Source organism: Stenotrophomonas sp. STEN083 (genome assembly GCF_056759195.1).
In genome coordinates this window covers 1-12,649 of sequence record NZ_JBRRCU010000095.1, presented here as the reverse complement: position 1 = coordinate 12,649, position 12,649 = coordinate 1, and the positions used below count along the sequence as shown (strand labels likewise).

Annotated in this window: 12 protein-coding genes; all 12 read right to left on the bottom strand. The window is 62.9% G+C overall.

Features of this window, described 5'->3' with window-relative positions; translation table 11 throughout:
* Positions 1 to 121: 121 nt before the first annotated feature.
* Positions 122 to 1,594 carry a flagellin gene (locus ACVOK8_RS18425; protein WP_481568093.1) on the bottom strand — a complete coding sequence of 491 codons (1,473 nt, stop codon included), beginning with the start codon at positions 1,592 to 1,594 and terminating at the stop codon, positions 122 to 124.
* Positions 1,595 to 1,661: 67 nt separating this feature from the next.
* Positions 1,662 to 2,864 carry a flagellar hook-associated protein FlgL gene (gene flgL / locus ACVOK8_RS18420; RefSeq protein ID WP_481568092.1) on the bottom strand — a complete coding sequence of 401 codons (1,203 nt, stop codon included), beginning with the start codon at positions 2,862 to 2,864 and terminating at the stop codon, positions 1,662 to 1,664.
* Positions 2,864 to 4,741 carry a flagellar hook-associated protein FlgK gene (gene flgK, locus ACVOK8_RS18415; protein WP_481568091.1) on the bottom strand — a complete coding sequence of 626 codons (1,878 nt, stop codon included), beginning with the start codon at positions 4,739 to 4,741 and terminating at the stop codon, positions 2,864 to 2,866. The genes flgL and flgK overlap by 1 nt, the downstream gene beginning before the upstream one ends.
* 11 nt (positions 4,742 to 4,752) lie before the next feature.
* On the bottom strand, positions 4,753 to 5,946 hold the full coding sequence (gene flgJ, locus ACVOK8_RS18410) for a flagellar assembly peptidoglycan hydrolase FlgJ (protein WP_481568090.1): 1,194 nt from the start codon (positions 5,944 to 5,946) through the stop codon (positions 4,753 to 4,755).
* Between the two features lies 1 nt (position 5,947).
* Complete coding sequence (locus ACVOK8_RS18405; RefSeq protein ID WP_481568089.1) at positions 5,948 to 7,063, bottom strand: flagellar basal body P-ring protein FlgI; 1,116 nt, start codon at positions 7,061 to 7,063, stop codon at positions 5,948 to 5,950.
* Positions 7,064 to 7,071: 8 nt separating this feature from the next.
* Positions 7,072 to 7,761 (bottom strand): flagellar basal body L-ring protein FlgH, encoded by a 690-nt coding sequence (flgH, locus tag ACVOK8_RS18400; RefSeq protein WP_481568088.1) that lies wholly within the window; start codon positions 7,759 to 7,761, stop codon positions 7,072 to 7,074.
* Between the two features lie 22 nt (positions 7,762 to 7,783).
* Complete coding sequence (gene flgG, locus ACVOK8_RS18395; RefSeq protein WP_057628083.1) at positions 7,784 to 8,569, bottom strand: flagellar basal-body rod protein FlgG; 786 nt, start codon at positions 8,567 to 8,569, stop codon at positions 7,784 to 7,786.
* A 301-nt stretch (positions 8,570 to 8,870) separates the two neighbouring features.
* The gene (locus ACVOK8_RS18390; RefSeq protein WP_481568087.1) at positions 8,871 to 9,620 is read right to left on the bottom strand and encodes a flagellar basal body rod protein FlgF; all 750 of its coding nucleotides are present in this window, start codon (positions 9,618 to 9,620) and stop codon (positions 8,871 to 8,873) included.
* 102 nt (positions 9,621 to 9,722) lie between these two features.
* The gene (gene flgE, locus ACVOK8_RS18385) at positions 9,723 to 10,943 is read right to left on the bottom strand and encodes a flagellar hook protein FlgE (RefSeq protein ID WP_481568086.1); all 1,221 of its coding nucleotides are present in this window, start codon (positions 10,941 to 10,943) and stop codon (positions 9,723 to 9,725) included.
* 31 nt (positions 10,944 to 10,974) lie between these two features.
* On the bottom strand, positions 10,975 to 11,649 hold the full coding sequence (locus ACVOK8_RS18380; protein WP_481568085.1) for a flagellar hook capping FlgD N-terminal domain-containing protein: 675 nt from the start codon (positions 11,647 to 11,649) through the stop codon (positions 10,975 to 10,977).
* A gap of 26 nt (positions 11,650 to 11,675) precedes the next feature.
* Positions 11,676 to 12,083, bottom strand: coding sequence for a flagellar basal body rod protein FlgC (gene flgC, locus ACVOK8_RS18375; RefSeq protein WP_481568084.1), 408 nt, complete (start codon positions 12,081 to 12,083; stop codon positions 11,676 to 11,678).
* Positions 12,084 to 12,094: 11 nt separating this feature from the next.
* Positions 12,095 to 12,499: a flagellar basal body rod protein FlgB gene (gene flgB, locus ACVOK8_RS18370; RefSeq protein ID WP_481510530.1), complete on the bottom strand. Its 405-nt coding sequence runs from the start codon at positions 12,497 to 12,499 to the stop codon at positions 12,095 to 12,097.
* Positions 12,500 to 12,649: the final 150 nt, after the last annotated feature.

Sequence of the window (12,649 nt, the reverse complement as noted above, 5' to 3'; positions counted from 1 at the left end):
AATTTTTTTGCGGCGCGCTTGGGGGGGTGGTCGCTGCGGGGGTCCGCGCGCCCCCCTTTTGGGCGGGCCACTACAGATGAAGCCTTTGCCGAGCATGGCTCGGCACTACAGCTGCGTTTGCTTACTTCAGCAGGCTCAACACGTTCTGCGGCGACTGGTTGGCCTGGGCCAGCATTGCGGTGCCCGCCTGCTGCAGGATCTGCGTGCGGGTCAGCTCTGCGGTTTCCTTGGCGTAGTCGGCATCGCGGATGCGGCTGCGTGCGGCCGACAGGTTCTCCGAGGAGGTGTTGAGGTTGGCGATGGTCGAGGTGAAGCGGTTCTGCACCGCACCCAGATCCGCACGCGAGGAGTTGATCGACTGCAGCGCAGCGTCGATGGCGTTGAGGGCATTGTCTGCACCCGTGGCCGAGAGCACGTCCAGATCCGCGAAACCGGTTTCGGCCGCGCCGGCTGCCCAGTCGGTCGTCGTATCTGCCGTCAGGCCAGTCTGTGCGGTCAACGATGCGCCGCCAGCAATGGTGAACTGGCCCGACGCCGAAGCCAACTGCAGATTGCCGCTGGCATCCAGCGAGGCGGTGACACCGGTGTTGTAACTCTGGTTGTTGACGGCCTTCACCAGATCGCTGGCGCGCTGTGAGGCGCCACCGGCTGCGCTGAAGCTGATGGTTGCGGTGCCCTTGCTGCCGGTCAGGGTGAAGTTGCCGGCAGTGAAGCTGGCCGGGGTGCCGCCGACTTCGGTCTGGGCGCCGACTGTGCCGGTGAGACCACCGGAAATGGTGATCGGTGTGGCATTGGTGTTGCTCAGGCCGATATCGGTGCCGCTGACGCTGGCGGTAAGCCCTGCGATGTTGGTGCCGATTGCAGTGTTGACCGCGGTAGCCAAACCGGCGGCGGTGGTACGTGCTGCATCCTGTGCCACGTTGATGGTGGTGCCGCCAATCTGGAAGGAAAGCGCAGCAGCCGGATCAGCCACACCTGCCAAGCTCAAGGTGCTTGTGCCTGGAGTGGGAGTGCCTGGGATGTAACCACCGTCAGCGGCGACAGCTGCTGCCGAGGCCGGTGTATCCACGCGGTTCCAGTTGCCCAGTTCCTTGATGTTGGCGTTGGCGATCTGCGCGATGTTGATCACCTGGCCCTGATCGGCACCCACCTGGAACGCCTGGTTCTGGAAGCTGCCATCCAGCAAGGCAGTGCCGTTGAAGTTTGTCTGCTCGGCGACGCGCTGGATTTCGGCCTTCAGCAGCTGAACTTCGGCATCCAGTGCGGCGCGGTCGGAAGGCGAGTTGGTCGCATTGCGCGACTGCACTGCCAGCTCACGGATGCGCTGCAGGTTGTTGCTGATTTCGCCCAGGGCGCCTTCAGCAGTCTGCGACAAGGAAATGCCATCGTTGGCATTGCGCGCGGCCTGGTCCATGCCGCGGATCTGGGTGCTGAAGCGCTCGGAAATTGCCAGGCCGGCGGCGTCGTCCTTGGCGCTGTTGATACGCAGGCCCGAGGACAGGCGCTGGATCGAGGTAGCCAGGCTGGAACCGCTGGTGTTCAAATTCCGCTGAGCGTTCAGCGACATGATGTTGGTGTTGATGATCTGTGCCATGGGTACGTCTCCGTTGTGCTCGGTGCTTTGCGTTGTGGACTGGCAGATGTGCTGCCGTAGATGTGAATCAGCGAATCATGTTGAACAGCGACATCGACTGCATCTGGGTGAAGATGGTCTGTGCCGCTTGCAGCGCCGCGCCTTCGAGCTTGTACTGCCCGATTGCTTCGGCGTAGTTGAGGTCACGCATCTGCGAGAGCGAACTCTTGAGCGTGACGGTGTTGGCTTCGCGCAGTGAATCAGCGTTGTCGATTGCAGCGAGCTGAGCGCCACCTGCAGCACGCGTATCGATCATGCTGTTGGATGCCTGGCGAACATCGCGGATGCTGGCCTGCAGTGCGTTCTGCTGGGCTGCCCTTGCCGCCGGCGTGGACGTGTCCATCTGCAACGTCTGCACCAACTGGTCGATGCTGCTGAATACGTCACGGGTTTCAGCGGTAGCCGCAGTGAACGTGTCGCCCGCCGCCGGGGTGCCGTCGATGCGCATGCGCAGCCCCTCGAACACGATGTCTTCGCCGCTGAAGTGGGTGCCGGTGGCCACAATGGTGTTGCTTGCATCCACCACTTCGTAGGTATCTGCTGCGGTGAAGCGAAGCGTGTAGCTCTCGCCTGCCCAACCACCGGAGCCGTCGCGGCCGACATCGGTGAGCACTGCCTGACCGGTGTTGCTGGCGGCAGCACGCCCATCCACCGTGCCGTCGCCGGTACGGATGCGCATGAAGATCTCACTGCCAGGCAGCGCGTCTTTCACGAAGGTACCTGGCGACACTTCGACCTGGCGTTGGGTCTGGTCGCCGTTGTAGGTCACCGTGCCGTTGCTCAACGAGAATGGCGCGCTGGCATCGGCAGCGCCACCGAACAGATAGCGGCCACTGCCATCGGTGGTGTTGGCGAGGGCCAGCAACGAGTCCTTGATGGACTTCAGCTCGCTGGCCACTGCTTTGCGGTCCTCCGCCGACAGTGCCGGGCTGTTGGCCTGGACAGTCAAGTCCGACACCCGCGTCAACATTTCTCCAGCCTGTGCCAGCACGTTCTCCTGCAGGCCGAGGCGGTTCTGCACGGCGTTGGCGTTCTTGCCCAGTTGTTCAAGTTCAGCCAGGACGCGGTCCATGCCCACGGCGGTGCCTGACGCGACTGGATCATCCTTGGCAGTGACGATTTTCTTGCCGGTTGCCAGCTGCTGTTCAAGGTGATTCATCTTGCTCTGCTTGGACAGCATCAGCGCGACCGACTGGTCGTACATCATGTTGCTGGAGATACGGGTACTCATCAGCCCACCGCCTTCAGGATCGTCTGGAACATGGTGTCGGCGGTGGAAATCAGCTGCGACGCAGCCTGGTAGGCCTGCTGCAACCGGAGCATGTCCGCCGCTTCCTCATCAAGGTTGACGCCGGAGATCGAATCCCGTGATGCCTTGGCGTTGTCGTTGATGACCTGCTGCGCCTGCAGCGAGTAGTCAGCGGAGCGTGCTGCTGAGCCGATCTGGGTGGTCAGCCCACCCAATGCGCCGTTCAAGGTGACGGTTCCGCCATTGAACGCCTTGGCATCCTCGACATCGGCCAAGCGCTTGGCATTGCCGTTGTCACTGGAACCCGGCGCGGTCTTGGTGATGTCGAAGCGATCGCCAGCGGCTGGCTTGCCGTCAAGCACAACGCTCCAGCCATTGGCGCTGATGGCCTGGCCGGGGGTGTAGGGGTAGGGGCCGGCGCCATCGATGGTGTAGTTGTTTGCATCGACGAAGCTGATCACCGCCGGATTGAGCAGGGCAGGCTCGCCCGCATTCACAACATCCAGATTGCCAAGCTTGCCGGTCCCGGTATTGCTCAGTGCGGCCGCACCTTTTATCGGGTTGGCGGCGGCGATACGCGACGGGTCGGTGATTGCCACCGAGAGCTCATTGGTTGCGGCAGCGGTCGGTTGCAGCAGGAAACGGTCGTTGGCCGCTGGGCTGCCGCCGACCACGAACTGAACGCCATTGATGACGAACGGATCGGCTCCAGTTCCGGTGCCCGTCATCGGTACCGCGACGCCGCTATCGGCGCGACTCGCCTGCCACGTGCTGCCGTCAAATTTCAGTAGCAGGTTCTGTCCGTCCAACGCGCTCAGGTCGCCATAACTGGCGGTGAGGCTGGCGCCGCCGTTGTTGCCGCTATGCGCCGAGATCTTCGGTGTACCGAGGTTGAAGAAATCTCCACCCATGTCGCCGTACAGGTCCATGCCTTCGGCGTGGGACTCATTGAAGGATTGCGCCATGCCAACCGCGATCCGGCCCAGCTCGGCTTGCGCCGGATCCAGTACGGTCTCGCGGAATTCCAGCATGCCGCCGATCTGGCCTCCCAGCGCTTTGCCGTCCAAGGTAACCGTCATGCCCTGGGTCTTGATCGCAAGCTGGAGGCGCTCGGGTTGATACGGATCAGCGGCGGTAGTGATCTGGGAGGCGGTGGTGCCAACGACCAGTGCCTGGCCGCCGGCGGAGTAGACGTTCATCACGCCGCCGTCCTGTATCACCGCGGTGCCGCCGGTGTAGCCAACCAGCTTGGAGATCAGCTGGTCGCGGCGGTCCAACAGATCCGGCGCAGCAGCAGCGGCATTGCTGCCGATGGCGCCGTTGATCTGCGCGATCTCCGATGCAAGCCGGTTTACCTCGTTTGCAGCAGAGATCAAACCGTTGTTGACCTCGCTGTTCAAACTGTCGAGGCTGCTGTTGAGTTGTTTGAAGCGGCTGACCAGGGTGCTGGCATTGTCGAGTACATCGCGGCGGTCGGCGGTGCCGGCAGTGTTGGACGCCAAGCCATTGACAGCGTCAAAGAAATTGGACCACACGCCACTGATGTTGGTCGCCGGGTCGGAGAACAAGGCATCAACCCGGTCGGCCATGCCGGACAGCTGCTGCAGTCGCGCCAGCTCGCCATTGCTGTCCAGCAGGCGCGAAATCGCCAGCTGATCGGCCACGCGGCGGATATCGGTGATCTTGGTGCCGTTGCCGACGTTGCCATAGCCCACGTCGCTGGGTTCGCGGGTGGCGAAATCCACTTTCTGCCGGCTGTAGCCGTCAGTCTTGATGTTGGCAACGTTGTGGCTGACGGTGGCCAGCGCCCGTTGGAAGGCAATCAGCGCGCTGGTGCCAGTGGAAAGAACATTTGACATGGACGGCTATCTCAACGACGGGTGATGCCGGCAAAACCGGCGTTGCTGGCAAAGGTCTGGCCCAGTCGCGCACCGGCATCGCCGATGGCGGCGACGGCGCGCTCGATGGTGGGACCAGCGGCAATGGCGGCGATCTTGGCCGCGTAAGCCGGATCGGTGGCATATCCGGCACGTTGCAGCCCTTGGGCGAAGCTGCGCACATCGCTGCCGGCGCTGAGTGCGGCCTGGTAGCGGGGGCTGGTCTTCAACATGCGTACGTAGTCGCCAAAGCTCTCCGCCATCGAGCCATAAGCACGGAAACTGGCGGTCTCGTTGCGACGCTGGCCGTTGACGTATTCGTGGGTGCCGGTGGTGGCCCGTTCGCCACTCCAGCCGGTGGCCTTGATGCCGAACAGGTTGTGGCTGCTGTCACCGTTGTCGCGTTTGATATGACGCTTGCCCCAGCCGGTTTCCAGTGCAGCCTGGGCGACCAGTGCGCGCGGATCGACGCCGAGCTCGCGTGCGGCACGTTCGGCGTGCGGCCAGATGCTGGCAACGAAGCCCTCGGGGGTGTGCTTGCCGAGCTTGTCGGCGGCGACGTTGGCGGTCGCGGTATCGACTGCGTCCCCGCGCTGCGCCGCCGAGACATTGCTCCAGCGATCGTTGCTCATCGCCCAATCGCTCGATAGCGCAGCCGGTGAGTTGTCCTGATACGGGTTGGCGTTGTTCAGTGAAGCGTGGAAGCTGCTGCTGTCGCGGCCGGCAATCAAATCCAAGGCCTGCGCCTGCGGCGCCATATAAGTGGATTGATCGCCGATGTTCAGCGATGACAACGGGTCCTCGCCGATTGCCGGTGCTGAATTCAAAGGCAGGCCGGTGGTTGCGGGTGCGGTCAATTGATAGGCGCGTGCAGCCGCGGCAGGCTTGATGCTGGGATCTACCGGTGCCGTTGCTGCGCCCTCCGCACCGCCCAATTGACGCGCGATCATGGCCGACAAGCCGAGCCCACGACCACGCGTCATCGCCTCGGCAATGCGTTGATCGTACATCTCGCGGAACATCTGGTTCTCGCCGGGGAACAGCGAATCGCCAAAGCTCGCATCGCGCATGCTCTTGACCAGTATCTGCGCAAACTGGCCTTCCAGCTGGCGTGCAACTTTGTCGATCTTCGCCGGATCATTGGCGATGGCAGGATTCAGTTCCAGCGAGGGCGCGGCGATACGCATGTCAGATCACCTCAAGGTCGGCGGTCAGCGCGCCGGCCTGCTTGAGTGCTTCCAGTATTGCGATCAGGTCGCCCGGTGCAGCCCCGACCTCGTTGACCGCACGTACGATCTCGTCCAAGGTCGCGCCGCCGTCAAAGCGGAACATGCGGCTGCCTTCGTTGCTGGCGGTAATGGTGGACTGCGGCGTGGCAACCGTCTGGCCGCCAGCAAACGCGTTGGGCTGGCTGACCTGGGTCGATTCGCTGACGGTCACCGTCAAGGAACCGTGCGAGATCGCCGCTGGGGAGACACGCACCTGCGAGCCGATGACCACGGTGCCGGTACGCGAATTGACCACGATGCGCGCAGGCGCAGTGCCTGGCGAGAGCTCGACGTTCTCGATACGCGCCAGCATGCCGATGCGCGCACCGGGGTCGGTCGGTGTCTGCACCGAAACCGTGCCGCCATCAACCGCACGCGCCGCACCTTCACCGAACGTGGCATTGAGTGCATTGACCATCCGCGAGACGGTGGTGAAATCGTTCTGGTGCAGATTCAAGGTGATATCGCCGCCAGCGGAGAACACATCAGGCAGGGCACGTTCAACGGTGGCGCCATTGGGAATGCGGCCAGCGCTGGGGATATTCACCGAGACGCGCGAGCCGTCCTTGCCCTGTGCGCCGAAGCCGCCCACCACCAGATTGCCCTGGGCAATGGCATACACCTGGCCGTCAATGCCCTTCAAGGGCGCCATCAGCAGCGCTCCGCCGCGCAGCGAGACGGCATTGCCGATGGAGGACACCGTTATGTCGATGGTCTGGCCAGGCTTGGCAAACGGCGGCAGTTCAGCGTGGATGGCGACCGCAGCGACATTCTTCAGCTGCGGATTGACGTTTGCCGGAACATTGACGCCAAGTTCACCGAGCAGGTTTTTCAAACTCTGCACGGTGAACGGTGCCTGGCTGGTGCGATCGCCGCTGCCATCCAGGCCAACCACCAGGCCGTAGCCGACCAGCGCATTGCCGCGCACGCCGCCGACCTGGGCCAGGTCCTTGATCCGCTCAGCCTGAGCGGGCAGGGCGGCTGCCAAGGCCAGTGCCGCCAGGGCAAGAGGACGCATGAAAGAGAAAGTCTTCATCGCAGTGCTCAGAACAGCGCGAACGCTGAGTTGAAGAAGCGGCCCAGCCAGCCCATCGCATTGGACTGCGCCACCGCGCCGCGACCGCCATAGGCGATACGTGCATCGGCAACCTTGCTGGAAGAAATGGTGTTGTCCGGGTTGATGTCCGCAGCACGCACCACGCCCTGGATCTGCACCAGTTCATCGCCCTGGTTCAGTCGCAGGTTCTTCTGGCCTTGCACCACCAGGTTGCCGTTAGGCAGGCGCTGGATCACGGTGACAGTGACACTGCCCTGCAGGCGATTGCTCTGCGCGCTGTTGCCTTTGCCAGCGAAGTCACGTTCGGACGATGCTGACGCGCCCAGGATGTCCTTTCCACCCAGTGTGACCGGTGCGCCAAACAAGGTTGGTGTACCAACATCGATATCGGACTTCTTGCTGATCGCGGTGCTGGCGGTAGTGGTGGCCATGGTGTTCTCGACCAGGGTGATGGTCAGCAGGTCACCGACATCACGCGCGCGCCGATCGCCATACAGATTCAGGCCCGGGCCGGCGGCGTAGATCGCGCCAGCGGTCGGCGCTGCGGCCTGCACCACGATGGGCTGGATCGGTGCCATCGGCGCATACGGGCGCACGTCGCCGGCCAAGGTGCAGCCGCCGATCAAGGCAGCGCTCAAGGCGATGGACAGGTGGCGCAGGAGTGGGGTGCTGCTCATGACGGTATCCCTTGGCGACCAATCAGACGTTGTTGTTGAGGTAGCCGAGCATCGAGTCGGTGGTGGAGATGGCCTTGGCGTTCATTTCGTAGGCGCGCTGGGTCTCGATCATCGACACCAGCTCTTCGACCACGTTGACGTTGCTGCCTTCCAGCGCACCCTGCACGACCGTGCCCAACCCGTTGAGGCCGGGCGTGCCGTTCTGGGCCGGGCCGGATGCGGTGGTTTCCAGGTACAGGTTCTCGCCCTTGGCCTGCAGGCCGGCGGGATTGATGAAGTCGGTGAGCGTCAAGGACCCGATTTCAACCGAGGCGGCTTCGCCAGCCATCTTCACGCTGATGGTGCCGTCGGTGCCGATCGTCATCGACTGCGCACCTTCCGGAATCTGGATGCCGGGCTGCACCGGGTAGCCGCTGTTGGTTACCAGTTCGCCCTGCGCATTGATCTGGAAGCTGCCGTCGCGCGTATACGCCGAGCTGCCGTCGGGCATCATCACTTCGAAGAAGCCTCGGCCATTGGCCATTACATCCAGTGCGCGCCCGGTCTGCTGTTGGCTGCCCTGTTCGAAGTGTTTGGAGGTAGCGACAACGCGCACACCGGTACCAAGCTGCAGGCCGGTGGGCAGCTGCGTCTGTGCCGAGGACGAACCGCCGGGCTGACGCACCTGTTGATACAACAGGTCTTCGAAGCTGGCGCGATCACGCTTGAATCCGGTGGTATTGGTGTTGGCCAGGTTGTTGGAGACAACCGACATACGTGTCTGTTGCGCATCCAAGCCGGTCTTGGCGACCCACAATGCCTGATTCATGGTGCAATTCCTTGGTGACGGATACCGGCCGATTGGCCCTTGGTACTGTCAATGCATGGGCTGTGCCAAAACCGGTGTCGGAATGTCGGCGCTGAGCACATCGGCCATACGATGGCCTACGGCTGCGACCAAGCTTGGTTTGCGACGTCGAGCCATGCGCGCCGGAACAGTGCGCGCCGGGAGGCTGTGAAGATGTGGAGGATCAATGGGATCTCGCCGGAAACGGGTAACCCACCGTTCACAGCGCTGGCCCGACCAAAAGCCAGGGCAGGCGCACTGCATGCGCGCTGGCGTGGTTCTATCAGCCGTTGAGGCGCAACAAGCTGTTGGCACTGCGCGCGTTCTCGTCGCCGTGCTTGATTACCTTGACCTGCATTTCAAACTGGCGTTGCAGCTGGATCATCTGCACCAGCGCGCCGGCTGCATCAACATTGCTGGATTCCAGCATGCCGCTGTCCAGCGCCTTGCCTTGGCGCTGGGCGAAAGGCTGTTGTGGATCGGTGTTGCGCATCAATCCATCCAGGCGGCGCTCCAACTGTTCATTGGGTGCATCAACCACGCGCAGGCGGCCAATCATCGCCATCGTCTGTGGGCCTTCGCCCAGCGGGATGATTGACAAGGTGCCGTCATGACCGATCTCCATGGCCTGGTGCGGCGGCACCGCGATCGGGTTGCCGTTGTCATCCAGAACCGCATTGCCTTCGGCGGTTACCAGCTGACCGTTCGGCGTCAATGACAAGGCGCCGCTGCGGGTATAGGCCTCGCTGCCGTCGGTTGATTGCACGGCAAGCCAACTGCCTGGCTGCAACGATAGATCCAGCGAGTTGCCGGTGATCTGTTGTGCACCAACGCGACGGTTGAAACCGGCATCGACATGCACGGCATCCACCCGCGACGGAAACCCTGGCCCCTGGATGCGGAACGCTTCGGTATTGGCCAGCGCTTCCTTGAAGCCTGGCGTATCCGAGTTGGCCAGGTTGTGTGACACCGTGGCCTGTGCCTGCAGCGAGGCGCGGGCACCGGTCATCGCAACGTAGAGGGCTTTGTCCATGGGGCTGTGGTTCGCGTGTTGAGATTGAAGTTGGACGGGCGCAGAAAGCTGCGAGCTTCAAGCGGGTATCAGACACGTACTGGCTGATACCCGCTCCTTGCCTTACCTGATGTTGATGATGGCCTGGGTGACCTGGTCCTGCGTCGAAAGCATCTGCGAATTGGCCTGGAAGTTGCGCTGGGCGACAATCATGTTGACCAGCTGCTCGGTGAGGTCCACCGTCGAGGCTTCCAGTGCACCGGCCTGGACCTGGCCGAAATCCGAAGAGTCAGGCGCACCGACGCGCGGGTTGCCGGAAGAGAAGGTCTCCACCCACAGGCTGTTGCCCTGGTTCTGCAGCCCCTGCGCATTGTTGAACGTGCTCAACGCGACCTGGCCCAGCGGCTTGTCGTCGCCATTGGAGTAGCGTGCATAGACCACGCCCTGCTCGGAGATGCTGATCTCATTGAGCTTGCCGGCAGCGTAGCCATCCTGGCGGGTATCGCGGACCGCGAACTTCTCGCCGTACTGGGTAGAGCCTGCGACATTCAATGTCAGGTTGACCACGCCGGCGCCGGTGCTTGGCGTGAACGGAGCCAAGGTGATGTCGCCGTTGGCTGGGCTGACCAAGGCGCCGGCGTTGGAGAACTGCAGCAGGGTTGGTGCGCCGGCGGGCTGGCCATCCACATAGTTGTGGACCTGCCACTCATTGGCGGTGCCGGTCTTCACGAAATACGAGGTCTGGGTATGGCTGACACCCAGCGAGTCGTACACGGTGATGCCACCGGTGGAGTGGTTGTAGGTATTGGAATCGGCCGGGTCGAACGGCGTCACCGTCGGCGCCGGTGCATTGCCGGGCAGGGTGAACGCCATGTTGACCAGGGTGCTCGGCTTGGGCGGGCTGTCGGTATTGAGCAACTGCAGATCGGTCAGCTGGCCATCAAAGCGGGTGCCGTCGGCATTGGGTGCGAACACCTGCAGGCGTGCGCCCTGTGGATTGACCACATAGCCGTTGTTGTCGGTCTGGAAGTTGCCTGCGCGCGAGTACACGCGCGCGCCGTTCATGTTCAGGGTGAAGAAGCCTTCGCCGGCCACGGCCAGGTCCAGGCTGCGCCCGGTCTGGCTGATATTGCCCTGCGAAAACTGCTGCGCAACGTTGCTCAGGCGTGCGCCGGAGCCCATCGCGTTGCGCGACAGTCCATAGCTGGTTGCATTGAACAGATCGGCGAACTCGGCGCGCGATTCCTTGAAGCCGGTGGTGTTGACGTTGGCGACGTTGTTGGCGGTGACATTCAGATCCGCGTTGGCCGCGTTGATGCCCGACAGTGAGACATTGAAGCCCATGGCGATACTCCTGGGAAATCGAAGAGGGGGCTCAGCTGACGCGGAGCACGTAGTCGAGCGGGGCAGCGCCCAGCCCCTTGAGGTTCAGATACAGGCCATCGGAGCCCACCGTTACGCTCTCAACTTCCGCCTCGGCGAAGGTGTCCAGCTTGCTCTGTACGCCGGCGCTATCGGTGTGGGTGGCGGTGACGGTATAGCTGCCGGCCGGCATGCGCTTGCCATCGGCATTTGTGCCATCCCATTGGAAGGCGACCTCGCCGGCAGCGTTGGCCGGAACGGTCAACTGATTGACCTTCAGGCCGTTGGCATCGGTGATATCGACGGTGATTGAGCCGGCCGACTGCGGCACAACCGTGCCGCTGGTGCCGCCTTCTGCCTCCAGGGCGAGCTTTGTCGCGGGCACCATCACGTTGTGGCCAACCAGTGCCGCGCCGCGCAGTACCTGGTCGCTGGCCATGGACTGTTGGAAGCCCTTCACCGAGGTGTTCAGATCACTGATGCCCTGCACCGTGGACAGCTGCGCCATCTGCGCAACCATTTGGCTGTTGTCCATGGGCTTGGTCGGGTCCTGATGCTGCAGCTGGGTAGTCATCAGCTTCAGGAAATCGGCCTGATCGAGCGAGCCTTTGTTCCTGCTGGTAGGCGTGGTGTTCGGCGCAGTGAGGCCGAGCGATTTGTAGAGATCGGAGTTGACGCTGGTGCTCATGTCGGCAGATTCCTGGGGGAGTGGGCTCAGCGGCCCATCGTCAGCGTGGCCAGGGCAAGTTCCTTGGCGGTGCTGAGCATTTCCACGCCGGCCTGGTAATTGCGCGAGGTGGAGATGAGGTTGACCATCTGCGCGACCGGATCAACGTCGGGCGAGTACACATAGCCCTCGCCATCGGCCAGCGGATGATTGGGCTGGTAGCGCTTGATCGGCGGCGCATCGCTCTGCGCGATTTCCTTGACCTGCACGCCGGTCAGATTGGGATCATTGCGGCTGGTAACGGCCTGGAAGATCGGTTCCAGCGGCTTATAGACCGCCTGTGGCGACCCAGCGATCGAATCGGCATTGGACAGGTTGGAGGCAATGGTGCTCATGCGCACCGACTGCGCCTGCAAGGCCGAGCCGGCAATATCAAAGATAGGCAGGTTGCTCATTGCACGCTTCCTTATTGGCCAGTGATGGCGGTGAGCATGGTCTTCACCTTGGACTCGACGAAGCTCAACGAGGCGCGGTACTCCAATGCGGCGCGGCCATAAGCCGCGCGCTCGGTATCCGGGTCGACGGTGTTGCCGTCGAGGCTGGGCTGGGCGCCTTCGCGCAGGATCTGGAACGGGTTGAGCCCGTTCGCACCACCGATGGCGTAGTGCTGTTCGGCCGTGGCGGTCAGCAGGCCATTGCCGCTGGTCGCACCCTGGGCATTGCGCAGGGCGGCATCAAAATCGAGATCGCGGGCCTTGTAGCCGGGCGTGTCGGCATTGCTCAGGTTGCTGGCGATCAGCTTCATGCGCTGCTCGCGCAGCGGCATCGCCTGGGCGTGGATGCCGAGATAGTTGGAAAACAGGTTGGCCATGTGGAACCTCCCACGGAACGTTGCCGGGGAAGCTGCAAAACCTGTGCCAGAAAGCCATGTAGTGGGGGGGGGCCGCCCGGGCCCGCGGAGGAGGGAGGAGGGATTGCTCACCGGCTGGGGGGAGAGGCCGCGGTGGGGGCAGCCAAACCT

Excerpts from the sequence above, each read along its gene's own strand:
- ACVOK8_RS18425 (WP_481568093.1), bottom strand. The coding sequence starts at position 1,594 with ATGGCACAGATCATCAACACCAACATCATGTCGCTGAACGCTCAGCGG.
- flgL (WP_481568092.1), bottom strand. The coding sequence starts at position 2,864 with ATGAGTACCCGTATCTCCAGCAACATGATGTACGACCAGTCGGTCGCG.
- flgK (WP_481568091.1), bottom strand. The coding sequence starts at position 4,741 with ATGTCAAATGTTCTTTCCACTGGCACCAGCGCGCTGATTGCCTTCCAA.
- flgJ (WP_481568090.1), bottom strand. The coding sequence starts at position 5,946 with ATGCGTATCGCCGCGCCCTCGCTGGAACTGAATCCTGCCATCGCCAAT.
- ACVOK8_RS18405 (WP_481568089.1), bottom strand. The coding sequence starts at position 7,063 with ATGAAGACTTTCTCTTTCATGCGTCCTCTTGCCCTGGCGGCACTGGCC.
- flgH (WP_481568088.1), bottom strand. The coding sequence starts at position 7,761 with ATGAGCAGCACCCCACTCCTGCGCCACCTGTCCATCGCCTTGAGCGCT.
- flgG (WP_057628083.1), bottom strand. The coding sequence starts at position 8,569 with ATGAATCAGGCATTGTGGGTCGCCAAGACCGGCTTGGATGCGCAACAG.
- ACVOK8_RS18390 (WP_481568087.1), bottom strand. The coding sequence starts at position 9,620 with ATGGACAAAGCCCTCTACGTTGCGATGACCGGTGCCCGCGCCTCGCTG.
- flgE (WP_481568086.1), bottom strand. The coding sequence starts at position 10,943 with ATGGGCTTCAATGTCTCACTGTCGGGCATCAACGCGGCCAACGCGGAT.
- ACVOK8_RS18380 (WP_481568085.1), bottom strand. The coding sequence starts at position 11,649 with ATGAGCACCAGCGTCAACTCCGATCTCTACAAATCGCTCGGCCTCACT.
- flgC (WP_481568084.1), bottom strand. The coding sequence starts at position 12,083 with ATGAGCAACCTGCCTATCTTTGATATTGCCGGCTCGGCCTTGCAGGCG.
- flgB (WP_481510530.1), bottom strand. The coding sequence starts at position 12,499 with ATGGCCAACCTGTTTTCCAACTATCTCGGCATCCACGCCCAGGCGATG.